Raw genomic sequence first — 20,859 nt, forward strand, 5'->3', positions numbered from 1 at the left:
CATTGGATCGGTTGGGGAGGCGCCCGGAGCGGCGGAAGTGTGGTGACCGAGGCCGCTCCGGGGGCCGGTTAGCGTCGGGTGTCGGTGGTGAGGATCGAGCGGATCACCAGGGCGCAGATGGCGAGTGAGGCGCCGGTGATGGCGACGGCGAGGAGCATCGAGACGAGCACGGCGCCGATGACGAGCACGACGACCACGCCCATCCCGGCCACGGCGACGACCGAGCCGGGGGTGAGCTGCACGACCGGCCGCGACGGCGCCGGAGCGGTCGGGGCGGGCGGCGCGGCGTACGGGGTGCTGGGGATGACGGCGGTCGGCTCGACGACGGCGGGCGGTGCGGCGTAGCCGGTCGGCATCGGGTTGACCGGGACCTTTGGACGGATCATGGCGGGGTCTCCCTTCTCTACTTGGTTGCGGTGTCGATGGCGGGGGCCAGCAAGCTGTCGGCAAGCAGGTAGCCGCCCATCAGCAGGACCAGCACGAGCCACCAGGGCGGGCGGATGAGCTTGACGCCGACCCAGCCCAGGCAGAAGAGGAAGAACCACAGCGGGACAGACATCGCGCGATCTCCTTTCAGCGGACGGGGCAGACGTGGCCGCGGGCGGCGACGGAGGCGGCCTCGAAGGAGTCGTAGGCGGAGGACCAGCCGCAGTCTTCGGACTCGCAGGCGGCGACGTACTTCATCTCGCCGGTGCGTCGGTCGGGTCCGCCGCCGATGTGGGTGGTGCCGACGCGGTGCAGCTCGTTCCAGATCTGGTAGAGGCCCATGGGTGAACGTCCTTTCAGTTCAGGTGAGTTGGGCGGCGATCGCGTCGGCCATGGGGGCGGGGACGCCGAGGCGGGCGCGCAGGGTGTCGGTGTCGATCCGGCTACCGGTGCGCGCGTGGTGGTCGTCGGCGACCTTGCGGGCGTGGTCCACCAGCGCCGCAGGAACCGGCGGGGCCGGGTCGGCGGCAGGCAGAGCGGGAGTGTCTTCGTCAGCGGCGGGCGCGATGCTCTGCGGTGCCTGTTCTGGCTCGATGTCGGGTTCGGGGGCCGGGGCTGCGGGCGCCGGCAGAACCGGCACCCGGTCCCCGGCCGGGTCAGGCGAGGGTGCGTGGGCGAGGAGCGTGCCGCCGAGGAAGGCGAGCGCGGGCCATCCGGCGATGCCGAAGCGCAGCCAGGCCGGAGGGTGGGCCAGGTCGAGGAATCCGGCGGTGGCGACGTTGGCGCCGAGCGAGGCGACCAGGGCGATCAGGAACCAGGACCAGGCCAGGCGGGACGAGCCACCGGTACGCAGCCTGCGCCAGGCGGCGACGAGCAGCAGGTCGACGGAGACCGGGTAGGCCCAGGCTTTCCAGCCGGATTGCCCGGCCGCGGCGGCGAGGTCGTGCAGGTGGGCGAAGGACAGCGCCCCGGCAATCACGGCCTGGATGAGTACGGCATCGAAGCGGAGTTGGCGGGTCATGTCCTCACCTCCTTCAGGGTGTTGGGCCAGGGGCGGGGCGGGGATCGGTGTCCGGCCGCCCTGCCCCGGCAGTTCAGTCGGTGGTGGCTTCGCCGGAGCCGAAGCAGGCCAGGCACATCCCGGTCTGCTGGCCCACGACGCGCTGCTTGCGGCCGACGCGGACGGCGCGGGAGACCTCCCCGGTACCGCCGCACGGCGTGCACTTGACCGGCTCCGGCTCAGGCTTGGCGGTCCGGCGGCGGGCGGGCTTCCTCGCGGTGGCCACGGCCATCACCCCTGTCCGGGGTACTGGGGGCCGTCGTCCGGGTTGTAGCCGGGCGGGAAGGTGCCGGGCGGCGGCGCGGGCAGGGACGCGACCAGCGACGGGCCCATGGCGTCGATGAAGGCGATGTCCGCGCCGTCAACGTGGGAGTAGAGGGCCAGGGCGGCGAGCATCTCGACGGTGCGGGCGAAGTCCTCACAGTGCGGGCACATGGGAAGCGATCTCCCTTCCATCAGGCATGGATCGGGTAGGGACTTGGCGCGAGGCGGTCACGCCGACCGTGGAACAGGAGGGGATTTCAGGCGGCTTGGGCCACCGCGGGCGCCTCGACGGGCGCGTGATCGAGCAGCGGGCGGAAGCAGGCCAGCTCCGGCAGCTCCGGGGTCAGATCCGCATGCCGGTTGCAGGCAGACACGGCCCGCCGCATCGAGGTGTGCGGAGTGCGGATGCGCACCCATTCGCCGGTCGAGTAGCCGACGATCGCCATGCCGCGCCGGTCGTTGGGGATCTGCGTGGCCGCGAAGACCGCGTGCGGGGAGATGTCCCCGAAGGCCATCTTCGCCGTCGACTCGTCGTTGACGCGGTGCACCATCCGGCCCGTCAACTGGGCGCGGAGCATGGTGATCCCGTCGCCGAGTTCGGAGCCGAAGCGCTGGCCGTAGATGTCCAGGAAGATTCCCGCAGCCCCGGCCGAGCTGGGCCAGGCGGACCAGGGCCTTGACGATCCGGTCGCGGCGCGGGTCGTTCTTCTTTGTGCTCAGGGTCAGTTCGGCGATCTCATCGATCGTGACCACGATCGGCACCGGCCGCAGAGGCTCGGGCAGGTCCCAGATGTTCGCGGCGATCTCCCCATCGGGGGTGTCGGCGCTGATCCGCTGCTCGATGCGGATCACGTCGTAGATGCCCTCCATCCGGGCAACGAGTGCTTCGAGCAGCTCCATCGCGTCATCCGGGTTGTCGGCCAGCGCGGAGAAGCGGCGGGCGAACGGTCCGAGTTCGATCTTCTTGCAGTCGATACCGACCAACGCAACGTGCTGGGCAGCGAGTTCTTTGATCACGGTGCGCTGGGTGACGGACTTCCCGGACATCGTGGCGCCGACCGTGACCGAGTGCGGAACCTCCCGGTAGTCGCGGTAGTGCACCGTGCCGTCCTCGACCAGGGCGAGGGGAATCTTCAGCGTGTCGCGCTCAGGTGTGGCGGGCATCTGCACCCGCTTGAGCACGTCGTAGCCGGTCAGGGTCAGTTCGATGACACCCGGCTTGATCTCACGCGAGGTGACCTGGTGGACGGCGAAGGAGTGGCGCAGCCGGTCGGAAGCGGCGGAGAATTCGAACGCGTCCTGGCCAGGCCACAGCCTGATCCGCAGTCGGACACCGGTCCGGGTCGGCCTGATCCACAGCAGGCGCGGGACCCGCTGCGGTGGGACGGGCTTGCCTGCCCAGCGGGCCAGCGCGCGGCGCATCCGCGAAGCGGGCATGGTCAGGCGGCAGGCCTCCATGGTGGTGGCGTAGCGGAAGCGGACCCGCAGCATGGCGAGGGTGACGCCGAAGGTCAGCCAGTACCAGACCGGACGGCGCCACCGAAGCAGCAGCGCCACTCCGACCAGGACCGCGAGCACGATCCCTAACAGCTCCAGCATGGCTCAGGCCGCCTTCGGCTTCGACGCAGCGGCGGCGAGCGAGGTCACGGCCACCGCACGGAACGCGATCCCGTGCCGCTTCTGGCCGTTGAACTCGTTCTCCCACGGCCGCGCGATCACCCCAGTCAGCGCAACCGGAGTACCCATGGCCAGCTCACCGGTGATGCCCGGCTCCGGGACGGTGAGGGAGAGGATCTCAACCTCGTCGTTGGCCGCGAACATCACGTCCACGGTCATCAGGGTCGCGCCGGTCTCGGCATCGGTGGCGATCTCGCCGGTACGACGGTCCTTGACCTTCGGCTGCGGGGTCTTGGCGACCATCACGATCGCGCCGGTGGTGTCGACGGGAATCTGACGCATGGCACATCACTCCTTGCTCGTGGCACACCACAGGTGGGCCAACTGGCTTGAGCCACTTACTGGCTTAAGCCAGTTGAGCACAGGTCGCCGTCGGGGTCAACAAGGTGGCTTGAGCCAGTTGCTAAACTCCGGGCATGACGTCCGCCCGCCCCTCGACTCCGCAGCCGCCCAGTCGGCGCATCGCCGAAGATCTCCGCCATCAGATCGAGAGCGGAGAGCTGCAAAGCGGCGACAAGCTGCCATCCGAGCGCGCGCTAGCCGAGAGGTACGGTTCGGCACGGAACACCGCCCGCGAGGCCATCCGGATACTTGCCGAACAGGGGCTCGTCACCGCGAAGCACGGAAGTGGCGTCTTCGTACGCGAGCCGCAGAGGCTGTTCCGGTTCGGCAGCGATCGCTACTCGCTCAAGAACCGCGAGACAGGCTTGACGCCATTCCGACTGGAAGCGAAGCGTCAGGGCAAGGTGGCCAGGATCGAGGTCCCGTCCATCGCTCGTGAAAAGCCACCGGCGGACGTGGCAGAACGCCTGAAGGTGCCTGCCGACGAAGAGAGCGTCGTCCACCGGGAAAACCACTACTACGCAGACGACGTGCCGGTGCAAATCGTGTCCACCTACATCAGGTGGGACGAAGCGCAAGGAACACTTCTCATGCAAGCCAAAACGGGGAAAGACGGCATCTACGGCCGCCTAGAGGAGCTCGGGCACGTCATGACGCGCGTCCGCGACGAGATCAGCGCAAGGATGCCCACGCCTGAAGAGGCGGAGATCCTGGGGCTCTTGCCCGGCGTTCCGGTTCTGGAAGTGCTGCATACGAGCCTGGACCAGGAAGGCGTTCCCTTCGAAGTCTCTCGTTACGTGCATCGAGCCGACCAAACCGGCCTGCTCTACGAACTGCCAGTCGAGTGACAGGAGTCGCAGGTGGAGTCTTTGACTGTCCGTCCCTTCGAAGAGGTAGATCTAGGTGAAGCCGCGTCGGCATTGGTCGAGGTGCATTCCACTGACGGATACCCGGTTGAGGGGGTAGAGCAGCCCGAGGCTTGGTTGCGCTCCGATGACGTGATCGCCGCGTGGGTGGCAGAGCTCGATGGGTCCGTCGTCGGGCATGTCGCGATCATGCGCCCGCGGGGTGAAGACGCCGTCTCGCTTTGGATGCAGGAGAGCGGCGACAGTGAGGATCAAATCGCCGTTCTCGCCAGGTTGTTCGTCGTCAAAGCTGCCCGGAAACACGCTGCCGGTGAGCGTCTCATGCGGGCTGCCATGAGCTACGGCAACGAGCATGGAATTCGACTGGTCTTGGACGTGATGACAAAAGACTCCGCTGCCATACGCCTCTACGAGCGGCTTGGTTGGCGCGAGATCGGCCGAGCTCCGCATCACTACGGGGACGGCCAGAGCATCGATGCGGTGTGCTATGTCGCCCCAAGCAGCTGATCCCGGTGCGGTAGGACTTTCCCTACTTCATCAAGGCTCGCTGCGCTCGCGGCCGTCCTGCTCCGGCCGCGAACGCCAACCGCCCTATGACCTGGGGCTCTTGCTCCGGTGACGCGGGGTACGCCCGCGGGGAACCGCCGCCGCGATCCGGCCTAGGGATGGAAGACCCATCAGCACCCGTAGGGACCATAAGGCGCACGAGCACGAGACACCCCATCAAGACCATAAGACCCGAGCCGCCCAACGAAGTCGGGATCGATCCAAGGGGACCGAGGGGCCGCGCACGCGCGGCGGCGCCGGTCGGTCGCCGCCGCGCCGCCTCTATGTCTCCGCCACCGGCCGCGCACCGCCGCCCGCCCGTCGCCACCAGCAGCGGCCAAGAACCAAGCACCGGGTCATCAGGTACAGGGGATTGCCGCACACCAGGTCAACGACGCTTTGGGTTACCGAGAAGGCCGGATCGCGGCGGCGGTTCCCCGCGGGCTACCTCGCTACCGTGGCCGATGCCCCGTGGCTGGGGCGGTCGGCTCCGCGACTTTAGCCAGCCACTTTGGCGCGAGCCTCGAAGATCATGGCCCCAACGTCGTGCTTTAACGGGCAGGTCCACAGACTGCCCGACTCGCCATGAGCTTACGGGGCCATGATCACTCGCGCCAAAGCAGCTCCCGGCCAAAGTCGCTACGCCGACCGCTCGGCAATGTGCACCACACATTTCATTCGCGGGATCTTTGTTCGCGAAAGTTGTCCGGGAATGCTGTTCGCGAATGTCGTCCGCGAAATACGTTCGCGAATGCTGTTCTCGAAAGTTGTCCGCGAACTTTCGCTTGCACAAGTGGTCTGCAATTTCGTATGCGCAAGTGGTATGCGAAAGTAATTAGTGGATAACCGCTCTGACCTGCCCGTTTGCCAGTCCTGGGCGGAGTGCTAAAGAATCCAAGTCTGCGACGCCAGTCGCAGCCCGAGAAGGGGGAGGGATGGCCGCATGCCCGAAAGCGAAGGGTGTTCTTCCGGTCCGCAGTCAACAGATCGCCGGGTTGTAGCGAGCGCGGCCGACCGCTGCAACTTAAGCTGCCCCGCCTCGGGTCCACGAAGCACCCACCCAGTCGCAGGCTGGCAGGCGAGGCGACCGGGTGGGCCCGAACCGTAGGAGGTTCAAGCATGAGTGTGGCCCTTCCCTCGTGGAGGCTGTCAAACCCCGGCCTAAGACCGTGGGTGATCACAGTGGTCGTAGTCGTCGTGATCACGTGGCGTAGAGCGGCTGACGTGGCGAGCGCTTACGCCGATGCCCTCGCCCTGACGACCGTTCTCTTCGCAGGGGCGGTACAGCAGCGAAGTACAGCAACCACAGCAACCAACTGCGCCCGGTAGCCTCCTCGTAGGGCCATGAGGCGACAGGTATGACCGCTACCGACTGATCCACATAGAGCTACGGATCAGAAGGTTGCAGGTTCGAATCCTGCCGAGTGCACATGAAGCGAGAGGCCCCGGAGAGATCCGGGGCCTCTCGCGTTGTCGGGGGCGGCGACAGACTGCGCGCTGAGCGTCGAGTCCGCGTAGGAGAGGGACCGCCGGCATCCGCACACGAAAGAGGCCCCGGCGGGATGTCCGGGGCCTCTGGCGTTCTGGGTCTGGCGGTAAGAAGGGGGCGGGTTCAAGCCGTGGCTCCTGCCAGGCGGTGGAACGCCTCGGTGGTGCGGGGGTGGGCCAGCTCGTCCAGGAGGTGGCGCCACTCGGGGTCGGCCGCGGGCGAGTGGGTCTGGTCCCAGGCGGTGAGGAGCGGGGCGAGTTCGCTCTCGTGCGCGGTCTCGGTCAGGGCGGCCACGGTGGTGTTCGGCTCGGGGGAGGGCAGCGACTGCATGGGATGTCCTTCCGGGGAGGTGTGATGTGCCTCGGGCTGTGCCTCGGGTCTGTGCCTCTCGGATCCTCTGCTTTCCACGATGCCCCCCTCGGCCTTCAGCCGCCATGGAGCGACCTACCGCGTGGGGGGTGTAGTTAGCCGTACCCCAGGGGACGGCTAGCACCCCTCGACCGGGGCTCGAGAACGGCCGCCCGGGAGCCGCGCGGGCGTGCTACGTCGGAGTCGGACGAGGTCCCGCCGGAAAGGGACCCGGAGCAAGTGGCGTGCTGCCCTTGCCTGTTGGTGACGAACGTATGTGCTTGTGCTGCCTGTTCGAATCCGCATACTTTCTCGCGTCATGACCATGACGCGAAGAGCGATCATCAAGGGCATGGCCGCCGCACCGTTCGTCGGTGCCGCCGGCAGCCTGCTCGCCCCCACCGCCGCGCACGCCGCGACCATCGAAGCCGGCCAGTACTCACTGACCAGCCGCTCCTCCAACAGCCACGGCGAATTCGCCGCCCTGGCAGCCGGGTTGGCGGCCAGTCTGACCAAGGTGGACGCGACCACCGTCATAGCCGACACCAACCACAGCGCCGACGCGCTCAGCAGCGCCCCCAGCACGTCCGAGGCCTTCCAGGCCGGTTTCGCCTGGGACCCCGACGACCAGAAGGTCGCCTACTGGATACCCCAGGGCGTCACCACCAGCGCCGACGCCTACGGCAACGGGCTCTACCCCGAGGGCGGCAGCAACAAGGTCATCCTGGTCTCCTGGTACTTCGAGACCGACCCCGACGAAGACGGCGACGACGACTACGCGCTCGACAAGGGCATGCGGCTCACCTTCGTCGACTACAACAACCCCTCCGCACCCACCTATCGGCATGTACTGCTGGTCGAACCGGTGAGGACCGGCACGGGCGCGTACTCCTTCAACCCCGTCCGCAAACACGCCGGCGGCATCATGTGGTACGGCAATCTGCTGTACGTCGTCGACACGTACAAGGGTCTCAGGATCTTCGACCTCAACACCCTCTTCACCGTCCCCACCACGGAGAAGGACGTGTGCGGTCTGCACACCGACGGTCGGTACTACGGCTACGGCTACAAGTACGTCCTCCCGCAGAGCCACGCCTACGACAACGCGGGAACCTGGCTGCGCTACTCGGCGATAGGCCTCGACCGCGCCAGCACGCCCGACAGCCTGGTGATAGGCGAGTACTCGCTCTCCGGCGTCGTCGACTACGACGAGCCGGGCGACCCCTTCCTCGGCTCGACCAAGCCCACCAACACCGTGCCCAAGGTGGTCCGCTGGGAGCTCGACTACACCGACCGGCACCCGGGTTCGCTCACCGCGACCGAGGCCGTCACCGTCGCCCAGCAGAAGATCCAGGGCGTCGTCTCCCGCAAGACCAAGCACTACCTCTCGGTCAGCGCCGGCAAGTCCACCGCGGGCACGCTGCGCACCTTCACCTCCGGCGCGAACAGCGCGAGCACCATCGCCGATCTCGCCATCGGCTCCGAGGACCTCAGCTTCCACAGCAGCGGCGCGTCGGGCTGGTCGTACAGCGAGTCAGTGATCTGGAACGCCAGCGAGTACGTCGACAAGCGGTACGTGTACGCGATCCGGGCCGACGGCTCCTGACCGCATGAACGGGGCCCCGGGAGATCCGGGGCCCCGAAGGCGAGGAGGTCAGCGGGCGAGCAGCAGGTCGCCGTGGTGGACGCGGCCGCCGCGCACGGGACGTACCGCCACAGCCTTCGTCTCCTTGCGGCCGGCGAAGACGAACAGCCGCAGCACCAGGAACCGGCCGATCCCGGCGAGACCGGAGGCGCCGAGGTAGACCGCCTGCTCCCAGGCCAGGCTCGGCGAGGACTGCACCGAGTGCAGGACGAACATCGCGGCGCAGGTCACGACGTAGGCGGCGGTCGCCGAACCGGCCGACTGGAGGTGGCGGCGCAGACCCGCGCGGCCGCCGGTGCCGAAGGTGAACAGGGCGTGCAGTTCGGTGCAGAGGATCGTCGACGCGACCGTGATCACCGCGTTCGCCGCCGCCCAGGGCATCAGCAGCGCCAGCAGCGGAACCGCCGCGCTGGACAGGACCCCGACCCCGCCGCCGCACACCACGAACCGGACGAAGGAAGCGAGCGGGCCCACCGGCTCGGCCCCTGTGCGCTGCGTCTCCATGACGGTTCCTTCCGGGCGGGGCGCGAATCTGACGGACCACAGCTGACCCCGGACCGGCTTCAGTGGAGTTTCACCGCGGCTTCAGCCCGGATCAGCGTGGTTCTACGATCTCGTCGCGCGCCCCTCGGAACGAGGGTGTCCCCTACCGAATCGATGGTGGAGCCAGCCCCACCATCGCCCTGCGCCAGGCCCTACTCGCCGTCCTGGCCCCGGAGTTCCTCGATGTACTCCAGCGCCAGTCCCGTCGTGCGTGTGAACCAGTCGTCCAGTACGGCGATCTCGTCCGCGGAGTAGTCGGCGAAGAGGGTGTTGAGGCGGGCGTAGTAGGGGCCGTAGAGGGCCTCGACGCGGGCGACCGCGGCCGGGACGGCGGCGACGCGGACCCGGCGGCGGTCGTCGGGGTCGGGCCGGCGGGTGATGTAGCCGCCGCGTTCGAGGCGGTTGAGGATGCCGGTCATCGCGCCCGTCGTGACATGGGCGTGCTCCGCGAGGTCACCCGCGGTGAGCAGGTTCTCGCCTGCCTTCAGGACGCAGCCGAAGCAGAGGAGATCGGTGACGTTCAGGCCCAGCCGCTGGGCCATCTCCTGCTGGCCGAGCAGATGCGTCGCGATGAGGGAGTCCATCGAGGACAGCGCCTGGGCCGGGGTGGCGGCGGGGCGGGGCTCGGCTTGCATCTGCTGATTACCTTAGATCGTGAGAGGTTTCGCTGCTAAATTTCTTACGTCGTGAGATGTTCTGTTGCTGTGAGCGGGAGGCGGGTACGTGAGTGCGCACCAGTATGACGAGGGGCACACGGTCGCGGGGTGGACCGGATGCGCCGTGGCCGTCGTCGGATCGGCCGTTCTGGGAATCGGGACGATCATGGTGTCCGCCCCGGTGCTGGCGGGCGGGCTCGCCATCGTCGTGGTGAGCGCCCTCGTCACCTGGGCCCTGCACCTCACCGGCTGGGGCAAGCCGCCGGGACGACGGCCTCGGGAGGAGTGGGGGATGCGGGTGCGGGACAGCTCGGCGCGCGACGGGCATCCGGGGTGCGTGGGGTGCCGGCTGGCGGGACGGGGCCGGGTCAGGAGTACGGCGGTGGAGCCGGTGCCCGAGCCGGGGGCGGGGCCGGTCGTGGTGACGGGGGAGCCGGAGCCCGCGGCGGCGGCGGCCGCTCGCTGACCTCTGTTTCCGCTGCTCACCGCCCGCTGTCAGTGCCGGCCTCTACTCTCGTCTGCGATGGCACATGCATGGAAGTGCTCGGGGCTGCGGTGGGCGGCGGACGGTCCCGAGCTGGCGTGGGAAGGCGGTCGGCGCAGTGCGCTGACCTGGGGGAAACGGGTGGCCTTCGGGGTCGCGGACGGGGGTGTGCGGACATGTGTGGGCGCGCGGGGGCATGCGTGTCCGGTGCGGTCGGCCGTGTCGGGGCGCAGTACGGGGGCGCGGTGCGAGGAGTGCGCGCGGCTGGACCGGGCACACTCCGTCGCCGCCGACACCATCGCGGACGATCCACGGCCGTACCACGTCTATCTGGCCTGGTTCGGACCCGGCATGACCAAGGTCGGGATCACCGCCGAAGAACGGGGCTCCGCGCGGCTGCTCGAACAGGGTGCGGTCTGTTTCACCTGGCTCGGCGTCGGCCCGCTCATGGCGGCCCGGCGGACGGAGGAGCTGCTGCGGGCCGCCCTGCGGGTGCCTGACCGCATTCCCTACGCCGACAAGCGGGCGGTGCGGTCCGGGCTGCCCGGCACCGAGGCGGAGCGGGCCGCCGAGATCCGCGAACTGCACGCACGGGCCGTGGGGCTGGGCGGGTGGCCGGAGTCGCTGCGGGCCGAGCCCTGCCAACCCGTCGACCATGTGCGGGTGTTCGGGCTGGCGGACCTGCCCGCCCCCGCCGGTGTGGTCGCCGAACTCGTCGCCGGGGGTGCGGTGGGAGGACGGCTGGTCGCCGCCGCCGGACCCGATCTGCATCTGGAGACCGGGGGCGGAGTGGTCGTGCTGGACACGCGGTTGATGACGGGGTGGGGGCTGATCCCCGTCGACACCGAGGAACTTTCGGTGCCGGTGCGGGAGTTCAGGAGGGCGACAGGGGTGCAGGACGGATTGTTCTGACAGACCTGACGGACCTGACAGCTCTGCCAGGCCCGACGGTTCGGGCGACCCGCTGGAGGCGGATGGCAAAGACTCGGATCCCTCCCGGATCCCTTTCGGCAAGGTGCCTGGACACGGCGCCCGGCCGGGAACGACCGTGGATGACATGAGCGATCACCGTATTGCACCTGTCGTACCCGTCGCCGCCCACGAACCTCCGTACTACGCCGTCGTCTTCACCTCCCTGCGTACCGAGGAGGACACCGGATACGGCGCCACCGCGGAGCGCATGGGCGAGCTGGTCCAGCACATCCCCGGCTTCCTCGGCGAGGACTCGGCCCGCACACCGGGCGGGCTGTCGATCACCATCGCCTACTTCCGGGACCTGGCCGGCATCGAGCAGTGGCGTCAGAACGCGGAGCACCGGGAGGCCAAGGAGCACGGGCGGGCGCACTGGTACGAGCGGTACTCACTGCACATCGCCCGGGTCGAGCACAGTCACGGCTTCCAGCGGGCCGACCGGTGAGAGGTCCGGCCGCTGAGAAGGCAAGGAGCCTCCAGGGCGTTCCCTGAGAGGTCCCTGTGAGTTTCTCAGGGAAATCACAGGTTCTGGAAAGCGTGCTCTCAGAGGATCCAGACAGTGTGGCCACATGACCACGACCTCGCCCCAGGGGCGCACCGAACTGCTGAGGCCGGACGGGAGCCCCGTCCGAGTGCTTGTGGTGGACGACGAGCTGTCGATCACCGAGCTGCTGTCCATGGCCCTGCGCTATGAGGGATGGCAGATCCGGAGTGCGGGAGATGGCACGGGTGCCATCCAGACGGCTCGGGAGTTCCGGCCCGACGCCGTCGTTCTCGACATGATGCTGCCCGACATGGACGGGCTGACCGTCCTGGGGCGCATGCGCCGTGAGCTGCCGGACGTTCCCGTCCTGTTCCTCACCGCGAAGGACGCCGTCGAGGACCGGATCGCCGGGCTCACCGCCGGTGGCGACGACTACGTCACCAAGCCCTTCAGCCTCGAAGAGGTCGTGGCCCGGCTGCGCGGGCTGATCCGCCGCTCCGGTGCCGCCGACCGGCGCTCGGACTCCGTGCTGGTCGTCGGTGACCTCACCCTCGACGAGGACAGCCACGAGGTGTCGCGGGCCGGCGAGGGCATCCATCTCACCGCCACCGAGTTCGAGCTGCTGCGCTTCCTGATGCGCAACCCGCGGCGCGTGCTCAGCAAGGCGCAGATCCTCGACCGTGTGTGGTCCTACGACTTCGGCGGCCAGGCCAACGTGGTCGAGCTCTACATCTCGTACCTCCGTCGCAAGATCGACGCCGGCCGTGAGCCCATGATCCACACCCGGCGTGGAGCCGGTTACCTGATCAAGCCCGCCGCGTCATGAGCGGACGACGACGGCCGCGTACGCAGAAGAAGCGACTGGGCAAGCCGCGTACCCTGCGGGCGCGGCTCGTCGTCGCGTCCGTGGTGCTGATCGCGGTGGTGTGCGCGGTGATCGGTACGGTGACGACGCTTGCGTTGCGGTCGCATCTGTACGAGCAGTTGGACACCAAGGTCGGAGAGTCCGCGGCGCGGGCCGCCGGCTTGGGCGCCCCGCCCGGCAAGGACGTCAAGGGTGAGGGCGACGCCCTCCCCCAGGGGGCCACGTCCGACCTGAGCAACCTCGTCAAGGGGCCGCAGGAAGGCACCGTCGTGGCCTCGGTCCAGAACAGCAACATCACCGACGCCAAGGTCGGCGTGAAGAACGACTCCTACGAACCGACGGCGAAAGATCTGAGCGATGAGGCGATGGAGGTGCTCAACCAGGTCTCCCAGGACCGGAAGACGCACACCGTCGACATCCCCGGCCTCGGTGAGTACCGCGTCAAGTACGCCTCCGGCACCAAGGGCGACTACTACGTCGCGTTGCCCACCGCCGAAGTCAACAACACCCTCAACACCCTCATTGCCGTAGAAGCCAGCGTCACCGCCGCCGGTCTCATCGCCGCCGGTATCGCCGGTACCGTCATCGTCGGCGTAGCCACCCGCCCCCTCCGCCGCGTCGCCGCGACAGCGACCCGTGTCTCCGAACTCCCCTTGCACACCGGCGAGGTGAACCTCAGCGAACGTGTCCCCGAGTCGGAATGCGACCCGAACACCGAGGTCGGCAAGGTGGGCGCCGCGCTGAACCGGATGCTGGACCACGTCCACGCCGCCCTGCACTCGCGTCAGCAGAGCGAGATGCGCGTACGGCAGTTCGTCGCCGACGCCAGTCACGAGCTCAGAACCCCCCTCTCCTCCATCCGCGGTTACGCCGAGCTGACCAGACGCGGCAGAGAGCAGATCGGCCCCGACACCCGGCACGCCCTCGGCCGTATCGAGTCCGAGGCGGGCCGGATGACGTTGCTGGTCGAGGATCTGCTCCTCCTCGCGCGGCTCGACGCCGGCCGGCCCCTCCAGTTCGAGCAGACCGATCTCATCCCGCTCGTCGTGGACACCATCAGCGACACCCGCGCGGCCGGCATGGACCACAACTGGCGTCTCGACCTGCCCGATGAACCCGCCCTCGTCTCCGGCGACGCCGCACGCCTCCAGCAGGTGCTCATCAACCTGCTCGGCAACGCCCGCAAGCACACGGAGCCCGGTACCACCATCACCGCCCGTATCCAGCGGCGCGGACCCTGGATGTGCGTGGACGTCGAGGACAACGGCCAGGGCATCCCGCCCGATCTGCTGCCGCATGTCTTCGAGCGGTTCGCGCGCGGTGACTCCTCGCGGTCCAGGGCCTCCGGGTCCACCGGGCTCGGGCTCGCCATCGTGCAGGCCGTGGTGACGGCGCACGGCGGTGCCGTGACCGTGGACAGCGTTCCGGGGCGGACCGTGTTCACCGTGCATCTGCCCGCGCTCGCCCCGGTGGCCCCCCGCCCGGCCCCCGAAACGAACTGGCAATCGCACTCACAGGTACAGCACAGTGCCAGCACATGGGTGCAACAGGGCACTTGACCAGAGTCGTTGTCATGCGAACCGACTCTTCTCCCGGCAATCTGCCGGCGCGGGAGCACCTCCCGGCCGGAGCCGCCGGTGCGCCTGTCCTGGACGTAGTGATCCCCGTCTACAACGAGGAGAAGGACCTCCAGCCGTGTGTGCTGAGACTGCACGAGCACCTCAAGCGCACCTTCCCGTACGCGTTCCGCATCACGATCGCGGACAACGCGTCGACGGACACCACCCCACAGGTGGCGTCACGGCTGGAGGCGGAGATCGCCGAGGTCAGCAACTTCCGCCTGGAGCAGAAGGGCCGTGGTCGCGCCCTGCGCACCGTGTGGTCCGCCTCGGACGCCCCGATCCTCGCCTACATGGACGTGGACCTGTCCACCGACCTCAACGCCCTGCTCCCGCTGGTGGCCCCGCTGATCTCGGGCCACTCCGACCTGGCGATCGGCTCCCGGCTCGCCCGCTCCTCCCGTGTGGTGCGCGGCCCCAAGCGGGAGTTCATCAGCCGCTCGTACAACCTGATCCTGCGCGGCTCGCTCCAGGCCCGCTTCTCGGACGCGCAGTGCGGCTTCAAGGCGATCCGGCGTGATGTCGCCCAGGTGCTGCTGCCGATGGTCGAGGACACCGGCTGGTTCTTCGACACCGAGATGCTCGTCATCGCCGAGCGCGCGGGGCTCCGTATCCATGAAGTGCCCGTCGACTGGGTCGACGACCCGGACTCCACCGTCCACATCGTGAAGACGGCGACCGAGGACCTCAAGGGGGTGTGGCGGGTGGGCAAGGCCCTGGCCACCGGCTCCCTGCCGCTGGACCGGATCACCCGGCCGTTCGGCGACGATCCGCGCGACCGTGAGATCCAGGACGTACCGAAGGGGCTGGCCCGCCAGCTCGTCGGGTTCTGTGTGGTCGGTGGGCTTTCGACCCTCTTCTATCTGCTGCTCTACAGCGTCTTCCGGCAGTTCGGAGGCTCGCAGGTCGCCAACGCGCTCGCCCTGCTGGTCTCGGCCGTCGCCAATACTGCGGCCAACCGCCGGCTGACCTTCGGGGTGCGCGGCGGTGGGAGCGCCGTCAAGCACCAGGCCCAAGGGCTGGTCGTCTTCGGCATCGGCCTCGCACTGACCAGTGGTTCCCTCGCCGCTCTCAACGCGGCCAGCAGCGACCCGGCGCACTCCACCGAGCTGGCGGTCCTCGTCGCCGCCAACCTCGCGGCGACCGTGCTGCGCTTCCTGCTCTTCCGCGCCTGGGTCTTCCCCGAGCGCCGCGAGTCGACGGTGGTGGCCTCGCACCAGCCGGCCCCCGCCCCCTCCTCGCCCACCCACTCCACGCAGTACCCCACCCGGCAGCTGCACTACGCGCCGCTGCCGCAGCGCCCGACGGCGCCCCAGTACTCGTACGACACCCAGATCCGCGCCGGTGAAGCCGCGGACCAGACCTGGCGGGACGCCACCGTGCAGCTTCAGCCGGTGCGCCCCTCCGACAACACCCCGGGGGACCCCCGATGACCATCACCGGTACGGCCGTCCAGGAGCCCTCGGCTTCCACGGCCCCGCCCGCCCCCGAGGCCGGCGAACCCAAGCAGCCCTTCGTCAAGAGACTGTGGCGCGGCCGCCCCGAGGACGCCCGCTGGGCACGGCCCGCGTTCTGGGGCCTGCTGCTGGTCACCGCGGCGCTCTACTTCTCCAACCTGAGCTCCTCCGGCTACGCCAACTCCTTCTACTCCGCGGCGGTCCAGGCCGGCAGCCAGTCCTGGAAGGCGTTCTTCTTCGGCTCGCTGGACGCGGGCAACGCCATCACCGTCGACAAGCCCCCGGCCGCGCTGTGGCCGATGGCCCTGTCGGTGCGGGTCTTCGGGCTCAGCTCCTTCGCGATCCTGATGCCCGAGGTCCTCATGGGCATCGGCACGGTCGCCGTCGTGTACGCCTCCGTCCGCCGCCGCTTCAGCCCCGCGGCCGGTCTGATCGCGGGCGCCGTGATGGCGCTCACCCCCGTCGCGGCGCTGATGTTCCGGTTCAACAACCCGGACGCCATGCTGGCCCTGCTGATGGCCGTGGCCTGCTACTTCGTGGTCCGCGCCCTGGAGGACGGCCGGACGAAGTGGCTGCTGTGGGCCGGTGTCGCGATCGGCTTCGCGTTTCTCGCCAAGACCCTCCAGGCCTTCCTGATCCTGCCGCCGCTCGCGATCGTCTACGCGGTCTGCGCGCCGGTGTCGCTGAAGAAGCGCCTCGGACAGCTGGCCGCGGCGACAGCCGCGATCATCGTCTCCGGCGGCTGGTGGGTCGCGATCGTCGAGCTGTGGCCCGCGTCCTCCCGCCCCTACATCGGCGGCTCCCAGAACAACAGCTTCCTCGAGCTGACCTTCGGCTACAACGGCCTCGGACGCCTCAACGGCGAGGAGACCGGCAGCGTCGGCGGCGGTGGCGGCAACACCGGCACCGGCCAGTGGGGCGAGACCGGCTGGGACCGGATGTTCAACTCCGAGATCGGCGGCCAGATCTCCTGGCTGCTCCCGGCCGCGTTGATCCTGCTGGTCGCGGGCCTGGTGGCGACGCGCAAGCTCAAGCGGACGTCCGTCACCCGCGGTTCGTTCCTCGTCTGGGGCGGCTCGCTGCTCATCACCATGGTCGTCTTCAGCTACATGGCCGGCATCTTCCACCAGTACTACACCGTCGCCCTCGCGCCCTACCTGGCCGCCGTGATCGGCATGGGCTCGACCCTGCTGTGGGAGAGGCGCAAGGACATCTGGGCGTCCCTCACCCTCGCGGCCGCGGTCGTGGCCAGCGCCGCCTGGGGTTACGTCCTGCTCAACCGCACCCCGGACTACCTGCCCTGGCTGAAGTGGCTGGTCCTGATCGGCGGCCTGGTCTCCGCGCTCGGCCTGGTCTTCGCGGGCCGGATCAACCGGCAACTCGCCCTCGCGGCGGCGTCGGTGGGCCTGGCGGCCTCGCTGGCCGGTCCGACGGCGTACACCGTCAGCACGCTCCAGGAGGGCCACACCGGCTCCATCGTGACGGCCGGTCCCGCCGGCGCAAGCATGATGGGCGGCCGGGGCGGTCCCGGTGGCGGCGGCGGTATGGGCGGCGGCATGCCGGGCCAGAACCAGCAGAACGGCAACACGCAGGGCCAGGGCCAGCAGGGCGGCAACGGCAACGGCTTCCCCGGTGGCGGCATGCCCGGCCAGAACGGCAACAGCAACGGCAACGGCAACTCCCAGGGCGGCCAGAGCCAGCAGCAGGGCCAGGGCCGGCAGAACGGCGGCATGCCCGGCGGCACCACCGGCGAAGGCGGCGGCATGGGTGGCGGCGTCGGCGGCCTCCTCAACGGCGCGACCGTCTCCGACGAGGCCAAGAAGCTCCTGGAAACCGACTCCGGCGACTACACCTGGGTCGCGGCGGCCATCGGCGCCCAGAACGCGGCGAGTTACCAGCTCTCCACCGGCGAACCGGTCATGGCGATCGGCGGCTTCAACGGCACCGACCCGTCCCCGACGCTGGCGCAGTTCAAGGAGTACGTGGCGGACGGCAAGGTCCACTACTTCATCTCCAGCGGCTCCGGCGGCGGCATGGGCGGCAGCAGCAGCGGCACGTCCTCGCAGATCACCAGCTGGGTCGAGGCCAACTTCAAGAAGGTGACGGTGGGTTCGGCCACCTTCTACGACCTGACGCAGAAGGCGAGCAGCTGATCCGTAGCTGACAGGAGGGCGGTGGCCGAATGTGGCCGCCGCCCTCTCTCATATCTCTGTTGTACGCCGTATAGGAGCTGTTCTACGGTGTACAACATGTCCGCTCCCGCACCCGTCACCGTCTCCCAGGGCCACCCCCAGCGCTGGCTCATCCTCGGCGTCATCTGTCTCGCCCAGCTCACCGTCGTCCTCGACAACACCGTCCTGAACGTCGCGATCCCCTCCCTCACCGAGGAACTGGGCGCGGCCACCTCGGACATCCAGTGGATGATCAACGCGTACTCCCTGGTGCAGTCCGGCCTCCTGCTCAGCGCGGGCAGCGCCGCCGACCGCTACGGCCGCAAGAAGATGCTGATCGCGGGCCTGACCCTGTTCGGCGCGGGCTCGCTGGTAGCCGGACTGGCCGACAGCACGGGCCAGTTGATCGCCGCGCGGGCCGGGATGGGCGTCGGCGGCGCGCTGCTGCTGACCACGACCCTCGCGGTGGTGATGCAGATCTTCGCGCCCGAGGAGCACGCCAAGGCGATCGGTATCTGGGCGGCGGTCAACGCGCTCGGCTTCGCCTGCGGCCCGCTGCTCGGCGGCTTCATGCTGGACCACTTCTGGTGGGGTGCGATCTTCCTGATCAACCTCCCGGTCGCGGCGGTCGGTCTCGTGGCCGCCATCACCCTGGTCCCCGAGTCCAAGAACCCGCGCGGCGACCGCCCCGACCTCCTCGGCGCCCTTTTGTCGACCATCGGCATGGCCTCCCTGGTGTTCGCGATCATCTCCGGTCCCGGGCACGGCTGGACGTCCGGCCGGGTGCTGACGTCGGCGACTGTCGCGGTCGTGGTGCTCGCCGGGTTCGCGTACTGGGAGAGCCGCATCGAATACCCCATGCTCGACCTGCACTTCTTCAGGAACCGCCGCTTCACCGGCGCCATCTCGGGCGCGGTGCTGATCACCTTCGGCATGGGCGGCTCGCTCTTCCTGCTCACCCAGCACATGCAGTTCGTCCTCGGCTACGGCCCATTGGAGGCCGGTCTGCGCACGGCCCCGCTCGCCCTCACGATCGTGGCCCTCAACTTCTCCGGGGTGGCCGCCAAGTGGGCGGCCAGGCTGGGGAATCCGGCCGCGATCGGGCTGGGCATGGTCCTGATGTCGGGCGGCCTGGTGTCCATCGCGACGGTCGCCTCCGGCGGCTACACCGGAACGCTGCTGGGGCTGCTGCTGATCGGTGCGGGCGCCGCGGTCGCCAATCCGGCGATGGCGCACGCGATCATGAGCTCCATTCCGCCGGAGAAGGCGGGGATCGGGGCGGGGATCAACGGGACGGTGGCGGAGTTCGGACAGGGTCTGGGGGTCGCGGTGCTGGGCGCGGTGCTGAGCTCTCGGTTCGCGGCGCTGATTCCGGTGGCGGCGTCTTCGCTGCCGGCGGCGTTGGCGGCGGCGGGGTCGGATGCCGAGAAGGCGCGTATCACGGACGCCTACTCCTCGGGGCTGGAGACCAGCTTGTTGGTGGGAGCGGTGGCCGTGCTGTTGGGTGGGTTGGTCGCGGGGGCGTTGCTGCGGCGGGCTGAGCGGGAAGAGGTCGCCTAAGAGCTCGGGGGCGGGGGCGCCTAAGCTGATCGACAATTGCAAGATCAGGAAGGTGTGCCATGGTGAAGGCAGGCCATCGTGCGGAGCGGACCAGCGTGTGGCTGGCGGACAAGGCTCGGCGTGGCACCCGTGGTGGCGGGCACCCCTCCGGGCTCGACCGTGAGCGCATCACCTCGGTCACCGTCCGGCTCCTGGACGCCGAGGGACTGGCCAAGTTCTCCATGCGGCGGCTCGCGAGCGAGCTCAATGTCACCGCGATGTCCGTCTATTGGTACGTCGACACCAAGGACGACCTCCTCGAACTCGCCCTCGACGCGGTCTGCGGCGAACTGACCCTGCCCGACCCGGAGGCCGACGAGGACTGGCGCGACCAACTGCGCACGCTGGCCCGCGGCTACCGCGCCCTCCTGGTCGGCCACCCCTGGGTCTCCCCGCTGAGTGGGACCTTCCTCAACATCGGCCCCAACTACCTGGCGTTCGCCCGGGTCATCCAGCACGTCATCCGCCGCACCGGCCTGCCCGCCCACGGCCTGGCCGCCGCCATCTCCGCCGTCTTCCAGTTCGTGTACGGCTTCGGCACGATCGAGGGCCACTTCATCGCCCGCTCCACCGACGTCGGCATGACTCCGGACGAGTACTTCCGGCACGCCATGACCACGGTGACCCAGGCCCCGCAGGCCGCCGAGGTCGTCAAAGAGTCCGAGGACATCATGGCGGCCCGAGGCGGCGACACGGTCGAGGAAATGTGGGAACGGGACTTCGACTTCGCCCTGGACCTGTTGGTGGCCGGGATCGAGGCGATGGTGAAAAGAGAGGGTGACTGAGCCGACCTCAGGGGCGCGGGGAACTGCGCGACCAGCCACATCGGACGCGCAGCCGCACACTCGCCGCACCCCCCCCGAGCTGTCACGCGCCCGGCGAAGCCAACCGCGCAGGAAACCCGCCGGTGGCAACCGGTCCCCACTTCACCGGCGTGACCCGAATGATCGACTTCCCCTGCTTCACCATCGCCTCGCGATACTCGTCCCAGTCCGGGTGCTCACCCGAGATGTTCCGGAAGTACTCCACGAGCGGCTCGACGGACTCGGGCGAGTCGATGACCTCCGCCGTCCCATCCACCTGCACCCACGGCCCGTTCCAGTCGTCGCTCAGCACGACGACACTGACCCGCTCGTCCCGCTTGGCGTTCCGCGTCTTGGCCCGCTCGGGGTACGTGGACATCACGATCCGCCCCGAGTCGTCGACCCCGCAGGTCAGCGGCGAGGCCTGCGGGCTCCCGTCGGCCCGGCGGGTCAGCAGCAGGGCCCGGTGCCGGGGCCGTACGAAGTCCAGCAGGTCATCAAGGGAGACGGTGATGTTCGTCGCGATGTTCGGTGCCATGGCGC

The 20,859-nt window shown here is 69.1% G+C and carries 23 protein-coding genes and 1 pseudogene; 12 read left to right on the plus strand and 12 right to left on the minus strand.

The window, feature by feature from the left end:
* Positions 1-68: 68 nt before the first annotated feature.
* The 8 genes and pseudogenes from QF037_RS24510 to QF037_RS24545 form a co-directional block, all read right to left on the minus strand.
* Positions 69-386 carry a SpdD-like protein gene (locus QF037_RS24510; protein WP_307028660.1) on the minus strand — a complete coding sequence of 106 codons (318 nt, stop codon included), beginning with the start codon at positions 384-386 and terminating at the stop codon, positions 69-71.
* A 17-nt stretch (positions 387-403) separates the two neighbouring features.
* Complete coding sequence (locus tag QF037_RS24515) at positions 404-559, minus strand: hypothetical protein (protein ID WP_307028662.1); 156 nt, start codon at positions 557-559, stop codon at positions 404-406.
* Between the two features lie 14 nt (positions 560-573).
* The gene (locus QF037_RS24520) at positions 574-768 is read right to left on the minus strand and encodes a mobile element transfer protein (RefSeq protein ID WP_307028664.1); all 195 of its coding nucleotides are present in this window, start codon (positions 766-768) and stop codon (positions 574-576) included.
* 19 nt (positions 769-787) lie between these two features.
* Positions 788-1,447 carry a DUF2637 domain-containing protein gene (locus tag QF037_RS24525; RefSeq protein WP_307028666.1) on the minus strand — a complete coding sequence of 220 codons (660 nt, stop codon included), beginning with the start codon at positions 1,445-1,447 and terminating at the stop codon, positions 788-790.
* A 73-nt stretch (positions 1,448-1,520) separates the two neighbouring features.
* A complete protein-coding gene (locus tag QF037_RS24530; protein ID WP_307028668.1) occupies positions 1,521-1,712 on the minus strand; it encodes a hypothetical protein in 192 nt (63 codons plus the stop codon).
* Positions 1,713-1,717: 5 nt separating this feature from the next.
* Positions 1,718-1,921, minus strand: a complete 204-nt coding sequence (locus QF037_RS24535) for a hypothetical protein (protein ID WP_307028670.1) — start codon at positions 1,919-1,921, stop codon at positions 1,718-1,720.
* 86 nt (positions 1,922-2,007) lie between these two features.
* Positions 2,008-3,349, minus strand: a pseudogene (locus QF037_RS24540) (FtsK/SpoIIIE domain-containing protein).
* A 3-nt stretch (positions 3,350-3,352) separates the two neighbouring features.
* A complete protein-coding gene (locus QF037_RS24545) occupies positions 3,353-3,709 on the minus strand; it encodes an SCO3933 family regulatory protein (protein ID WP_307028673.1) in 357 nt (118 codons plus the stop codon).
* A 134-nt stretch (positions 3,710-3,843) separates the two neighbouring features.
* Here QF037_RS24545 and QF037_RS24550 point away from each other — a divergent pair, with 134 nt between their 5' ends.
* Positions 3,844-4,617, plus strand: coding sequence for a GntR family transcriptional regulator (locus tag QF037_RS24550; RefSeq protein WP_307028675.1), 774 nt, complete (start codon positions 3,844-3,846; stop codon positions 4,615-4,617).
* Between the two features lie 12 nt (positions 4,618-4,629).
* Positions 4,630-5,142, plus strand: a complete 513-nt coding sequence (locus QF037_RS24555) for a GNAT family N-acetyltransferase (RefSeq protein WP_307028677.1) — start codon at positions 4,630-4,632, stop codon at positions 5,140-5,142.
* Positions 5,143-6,793: 1,651 nt separating this feature from the next.
* Here the strand turns inward: QF037_RS24555 and QF037_RS24560 are convergent.
* A complete protein-coding gene (locus QF037_RS24560; protein ID WP_307028679.1) occupies positions 6,794-7,000 on the minus strand; it encodes a hypothetical protein in 207 nt (68 codons plus the stop codon).
* Positions 7,001-7,337: 337 nt separating this feature from the next.
* Here QF037_RS24560 and QF037_RS24565 point away from each other — a divergent pair, with 337 nt between their 5' ends.
* A complete protein-coding gene (locus QF037_RS24565; protein ID WP_307028681.1) occupies positions 7,338-8,624 on the plus strand; it encodes a hypothetical protein in 1,287 nt (428 codons plus the stop codon).
* A 48-nt stretch (positions 8,625-8,672) separates the two neighbouring features.
* On the opposite strand, the gene QF037_RS24570 is transcribed toward QF037_RS24565, so the two are convergent.
* Positions 8,673-9,167 (minus strand): hypothetical protein, encoded by a 495-nt coding sequence (locus tag QF037_RS24570; protein WP_307028683.1) that lies wholly within the window; start codon positions 9,165-9,167, stop codon positions 8,673-8,675.
* Positions 9,168-9,358: 191 nt separating this feature from the next.
* Positions 9,359-9,841, minus strand: a complete 483-nt coding sequence (locus tag QF037_RS24575) for a MarR family transcriptional regulator (protein WP_307028685.1) — start codon at positions 9,839-9,841, stop codon at positions 9,359-9,361.
* 88 nt (positions 9,842-9,929) lie between these two features.
* On the opposite strand from QF037_RS24575, the gene QF037_RS24580 reads away from it, so the two are divergent.
* From QF037_RS24580 to QF037_RS24620, 9 genes are all read left to right on the plus strand, one after another.
* Entirely contained in the window at positions 9,930-10,328 is a 399-nt protein-coding gene (locus tag QF037_RS24580) for an HGxxPAAW family protein (protein WP_307028687.1), read from the plus strand.
* Between the two features lie 57 nt (positions 10,329-10,385).
* On the plus strand, positions 10,386-11,258 hold the full coding sequence (locus QF037_RS24585) for a DUF2797 domain-containing protein (protein WP_307028689.1): 873 nt from the start codon (positions 10,386-10,388) through the stop codon (positions 11,256-11,258).
* 145 nt (positions 11,259-11,403) lie between these two features.
* Entirely contained in the window at positions 11,404-11,763 is a 360-nt protein-coding gene (locus QF037_RS24590) for an antibiotic biosynthesis monooxygenase family protein (protein WP_307028691.1), read from the plus strand.
* A gap of 124 nt (positions 11,764-11,887) precedes the next feature.
* Positions 11,888-12,628 (plus strand): response regulator transcription factor, encoded by a 741-nt coding sequence (locus tag QF037_RS24595; protein ID WP_019054929.1) that lies wholly within the window; start codon positions 11,888-11,890, stop codon positions 12,626-12,628.
* Entirely contained in the window at positions 12,625-14,226 is a 1,602-nt protein-coding gene (locus QF037_RS24600) for a sensor histidine kinase (RefSeq protein ID WP_307028693.1), read from the plus strand. The genes QF037_RS24595 and QF037_RS24600 overlap by 4 nt, the downstream gene beginning before the upstream one ends.
* A gap of 14 nt (positions 14,227-14,240) precedes the next feature.
* Positions 14,241-15,719, plus strand: coding sequence for a bifunctional glycosyltransferase family 2/GtrA family protein (locus QF037_RS24605; protein WP_307028695.1), 1,479 nt, complete (start codon positions 14,241-14,243; stop codon positions 15,717-15,719).
* A complete protein-coding gene (locus tag QF037_RS24610) occupies positions 15,716-17,896 on the plus strand; it encodes an ArnT family glycosyltransferase (RefSeq protein ID WP_307028697.1) in 2,181 nt (726 codons plus the stop codon). The genes QF037_RS24605 and QF037_RS24610 overlap by 4 nt, the downstream gene beginning before the upstream one ends.
* A gap of 96 nt (positions 17,897-17,992) precedes the next feature.
* Positions 17,993-19,474 (plus strand): MFS transporter, encoded by a 1,482-nt coding sequence (locus tag QF037_RS24615; RefSeq protein WP_307028699.1) that lies wholly within the window; start codon positions 17,993-17,995, stop codon positions 19,472-19,474.
* 59 nt (positions 19,475-19,533) lie between these two features.
* Positions 19,534-20,298: a TetR/AcrR family transcriptional regulator gene (locus QF037_RS24620; protein WP_307028701.1), complete on the plus strand. Its 765-nt coding sequence runs from the start codon at positions 19,534-19,536 to the stop codon at positions 20,296-20,298.
* Between the two features lie 82 nt (positions 20,299-20,380).
* On the opposite strand, the gene QF037_RS24625 is transcribed toward QF037_RS24620, so the two are convergent.
* Positions 20,381-20,854: a PPOX class F420-dependent oxidoreductase gene (locus tag QF037_RS24625; protein ID WP_307028703.1), complete on the minus strand. Its 474-nt coding sequence runs from the start codon at positions 20,852-20,854 to the stop codon at positions 20,381-20,383.
* Between the last annotated feature and the right edge of the window lie 5 nt (positions 20,855-20,859).

The sequence above is a fragment of the Streptomyces canus genome (assembly GCF_030815415.1).
In the GTDB taxonomy this organism is placed as follows: domain Bacteria; phylum Actinomycetota; class Actinomycetes; order Streptomycetales; family Streptomycetaceae; genus Streptomyces; species Streptomyces canus_F.

Excerpts from the sequence above, each read along its gene's own strand:
- QF037_RS24610 (WP_307028697.1), top strand. The coding sequence starts at position 15,716 with ATGACCATCACCGGTACGGCCGTCCAGGAGCCCTCGGCTTCCACGGCC.
- QF037_RS24535 (WP_307028670.1), bottom strand. The coding sequence starts at position 1,921 with ATGTGCCCGCACTGTGAGGACTTCGCCCGCACCGTCGAGATGCTCGCC.
- QF037_RS24510 (WP_307028660.1), bottom strand. The coding sequence starts at position 386 with ATGATCCGTCCAAAGGTCCCGGTCAACCCGATGCCGACCGGCTACGCC.
- QF037_RS24570 (WP_307028683.1), bottom strand. The coding sequence starts at position 9,167 with ATGGAGACGCAGCGCACAGGGGCCGAGCCGGTGGGCCCGCTCGCTTCC.
- QF037_RS24625 (WP_307028703.1), bottom strand. The coding sequence starts at position 20,854 with ATGGCACCGAACATCGCGACGAACATCACCGTCTCCCTTGATGACCTG.
- QF037_RS24595 (WP_019054929.1), top strand. The coding sequence starts at position 11,888 with ATGACCACGACCTCGCCCCAGGGGCGCACCGAACTGCTGAGGCCGGAC.
- QF037_RS24615 (WP_307028699.1), top strand. The coding sequence starts at position 17,993 with ATGTCCGCTCCCGCACCCGTCACCGTCTCCCAGGGCCACCCCCAGCGC.
- QF037_RS24565 (WP_307028681.1), top strand. The coding sequence starts at position 7,338 with ATGACCATGACGCGAAGAGCGATCATCAAGGGCATGGCCGCCGCACCG.
- QF037_RS24600 (WP_307028693.1), top strand. The coding sequence starts at position 12,625 with ATGAGCGGACGACGACGGCCGCGTACGCAGAAGAAGCGACTGGGCAAG.
- QF037_RS24545 (WP_307028673.1), bottom strand. The coding sequence starts at position 3,709 with ATGCGTCAGATTCCCGTCGACACCACCGGCGCGATCGTGATGGTCGCC.
- QF037_RS24550 (WP_307028675.1), top strand. The coding sequence starts at position 3,844 with ATGACGTCCGCCCGCCCCTCGACTCCGCAGCCGCCCAGTCGGCGCATC.
- QF037_RS24520 (WP_307028664.1), bottom strand. The coding sequence starts at position 768 with ATGGGCCTCTACCAGATCTGGAACGAGCTGCACCGCGTCGGCACCACC.
- QF037_RS24515 (WP_307028662.1), bottom strand. The coding sequence starts at position 559 with ATGTCTGTCCCGCTGTGGTTCTTCCTCTTCTGCCTGGGCTGGGTCGGC.
- QF037_RS24575 (WP_307028685.1), bottom strand. The coding sequence starts at position 9,841 with ATGCAAGCCGAGCCCCGCCCCGCCGCCACCCCGGCCCAGGCGCTGTCC.
- QF037_RS24605 (WP_307028695.1), top strand. The coding sequence starts at position 14,241 with ATGCGAACCGACTCTTCTCCCGGCAATCTGCCGGCGCGGGAGCACCTC.
- QF037_RS24590 (WP_307028691.1), top strand. The coding sequence starts at position 11,404 with ATGAGCGATCACCGTATTGCACCTGTCGTACCCGTCGCCGCCCACGAA.
- QF037_RS24525 (WP_307028666.1), bottom strand. The coding sequence starts at position 1,447 with ATGACCCGCCAACTCCGCTTCGATGCCGTACTCATCCAGGCCGTGATT.
- QF037_RS24620 (WP_307028701.1), top strand. The coding sequence starts at position 19,534 with ATGGTGAAGGCAGGCCATCGTGCGGAGCGGACCAGCGTGTGGCTGGCG.
- QF037_RS24560 (WP_307028679.1), bottom strand. The coding sequence starts at position 7,000 with ATGCAGTCGCTGCCCTCCCCCGAGCCGAACACCACCGTGGCCGCCCTG.
- QF037_RS24585 (WP_307028689.1), top strand. The coding sequence starts at position 10,386 with ATGGCACATGCATGGAAGTGCTCGGGGCTGCGGTGGGCGGCGGACGGT.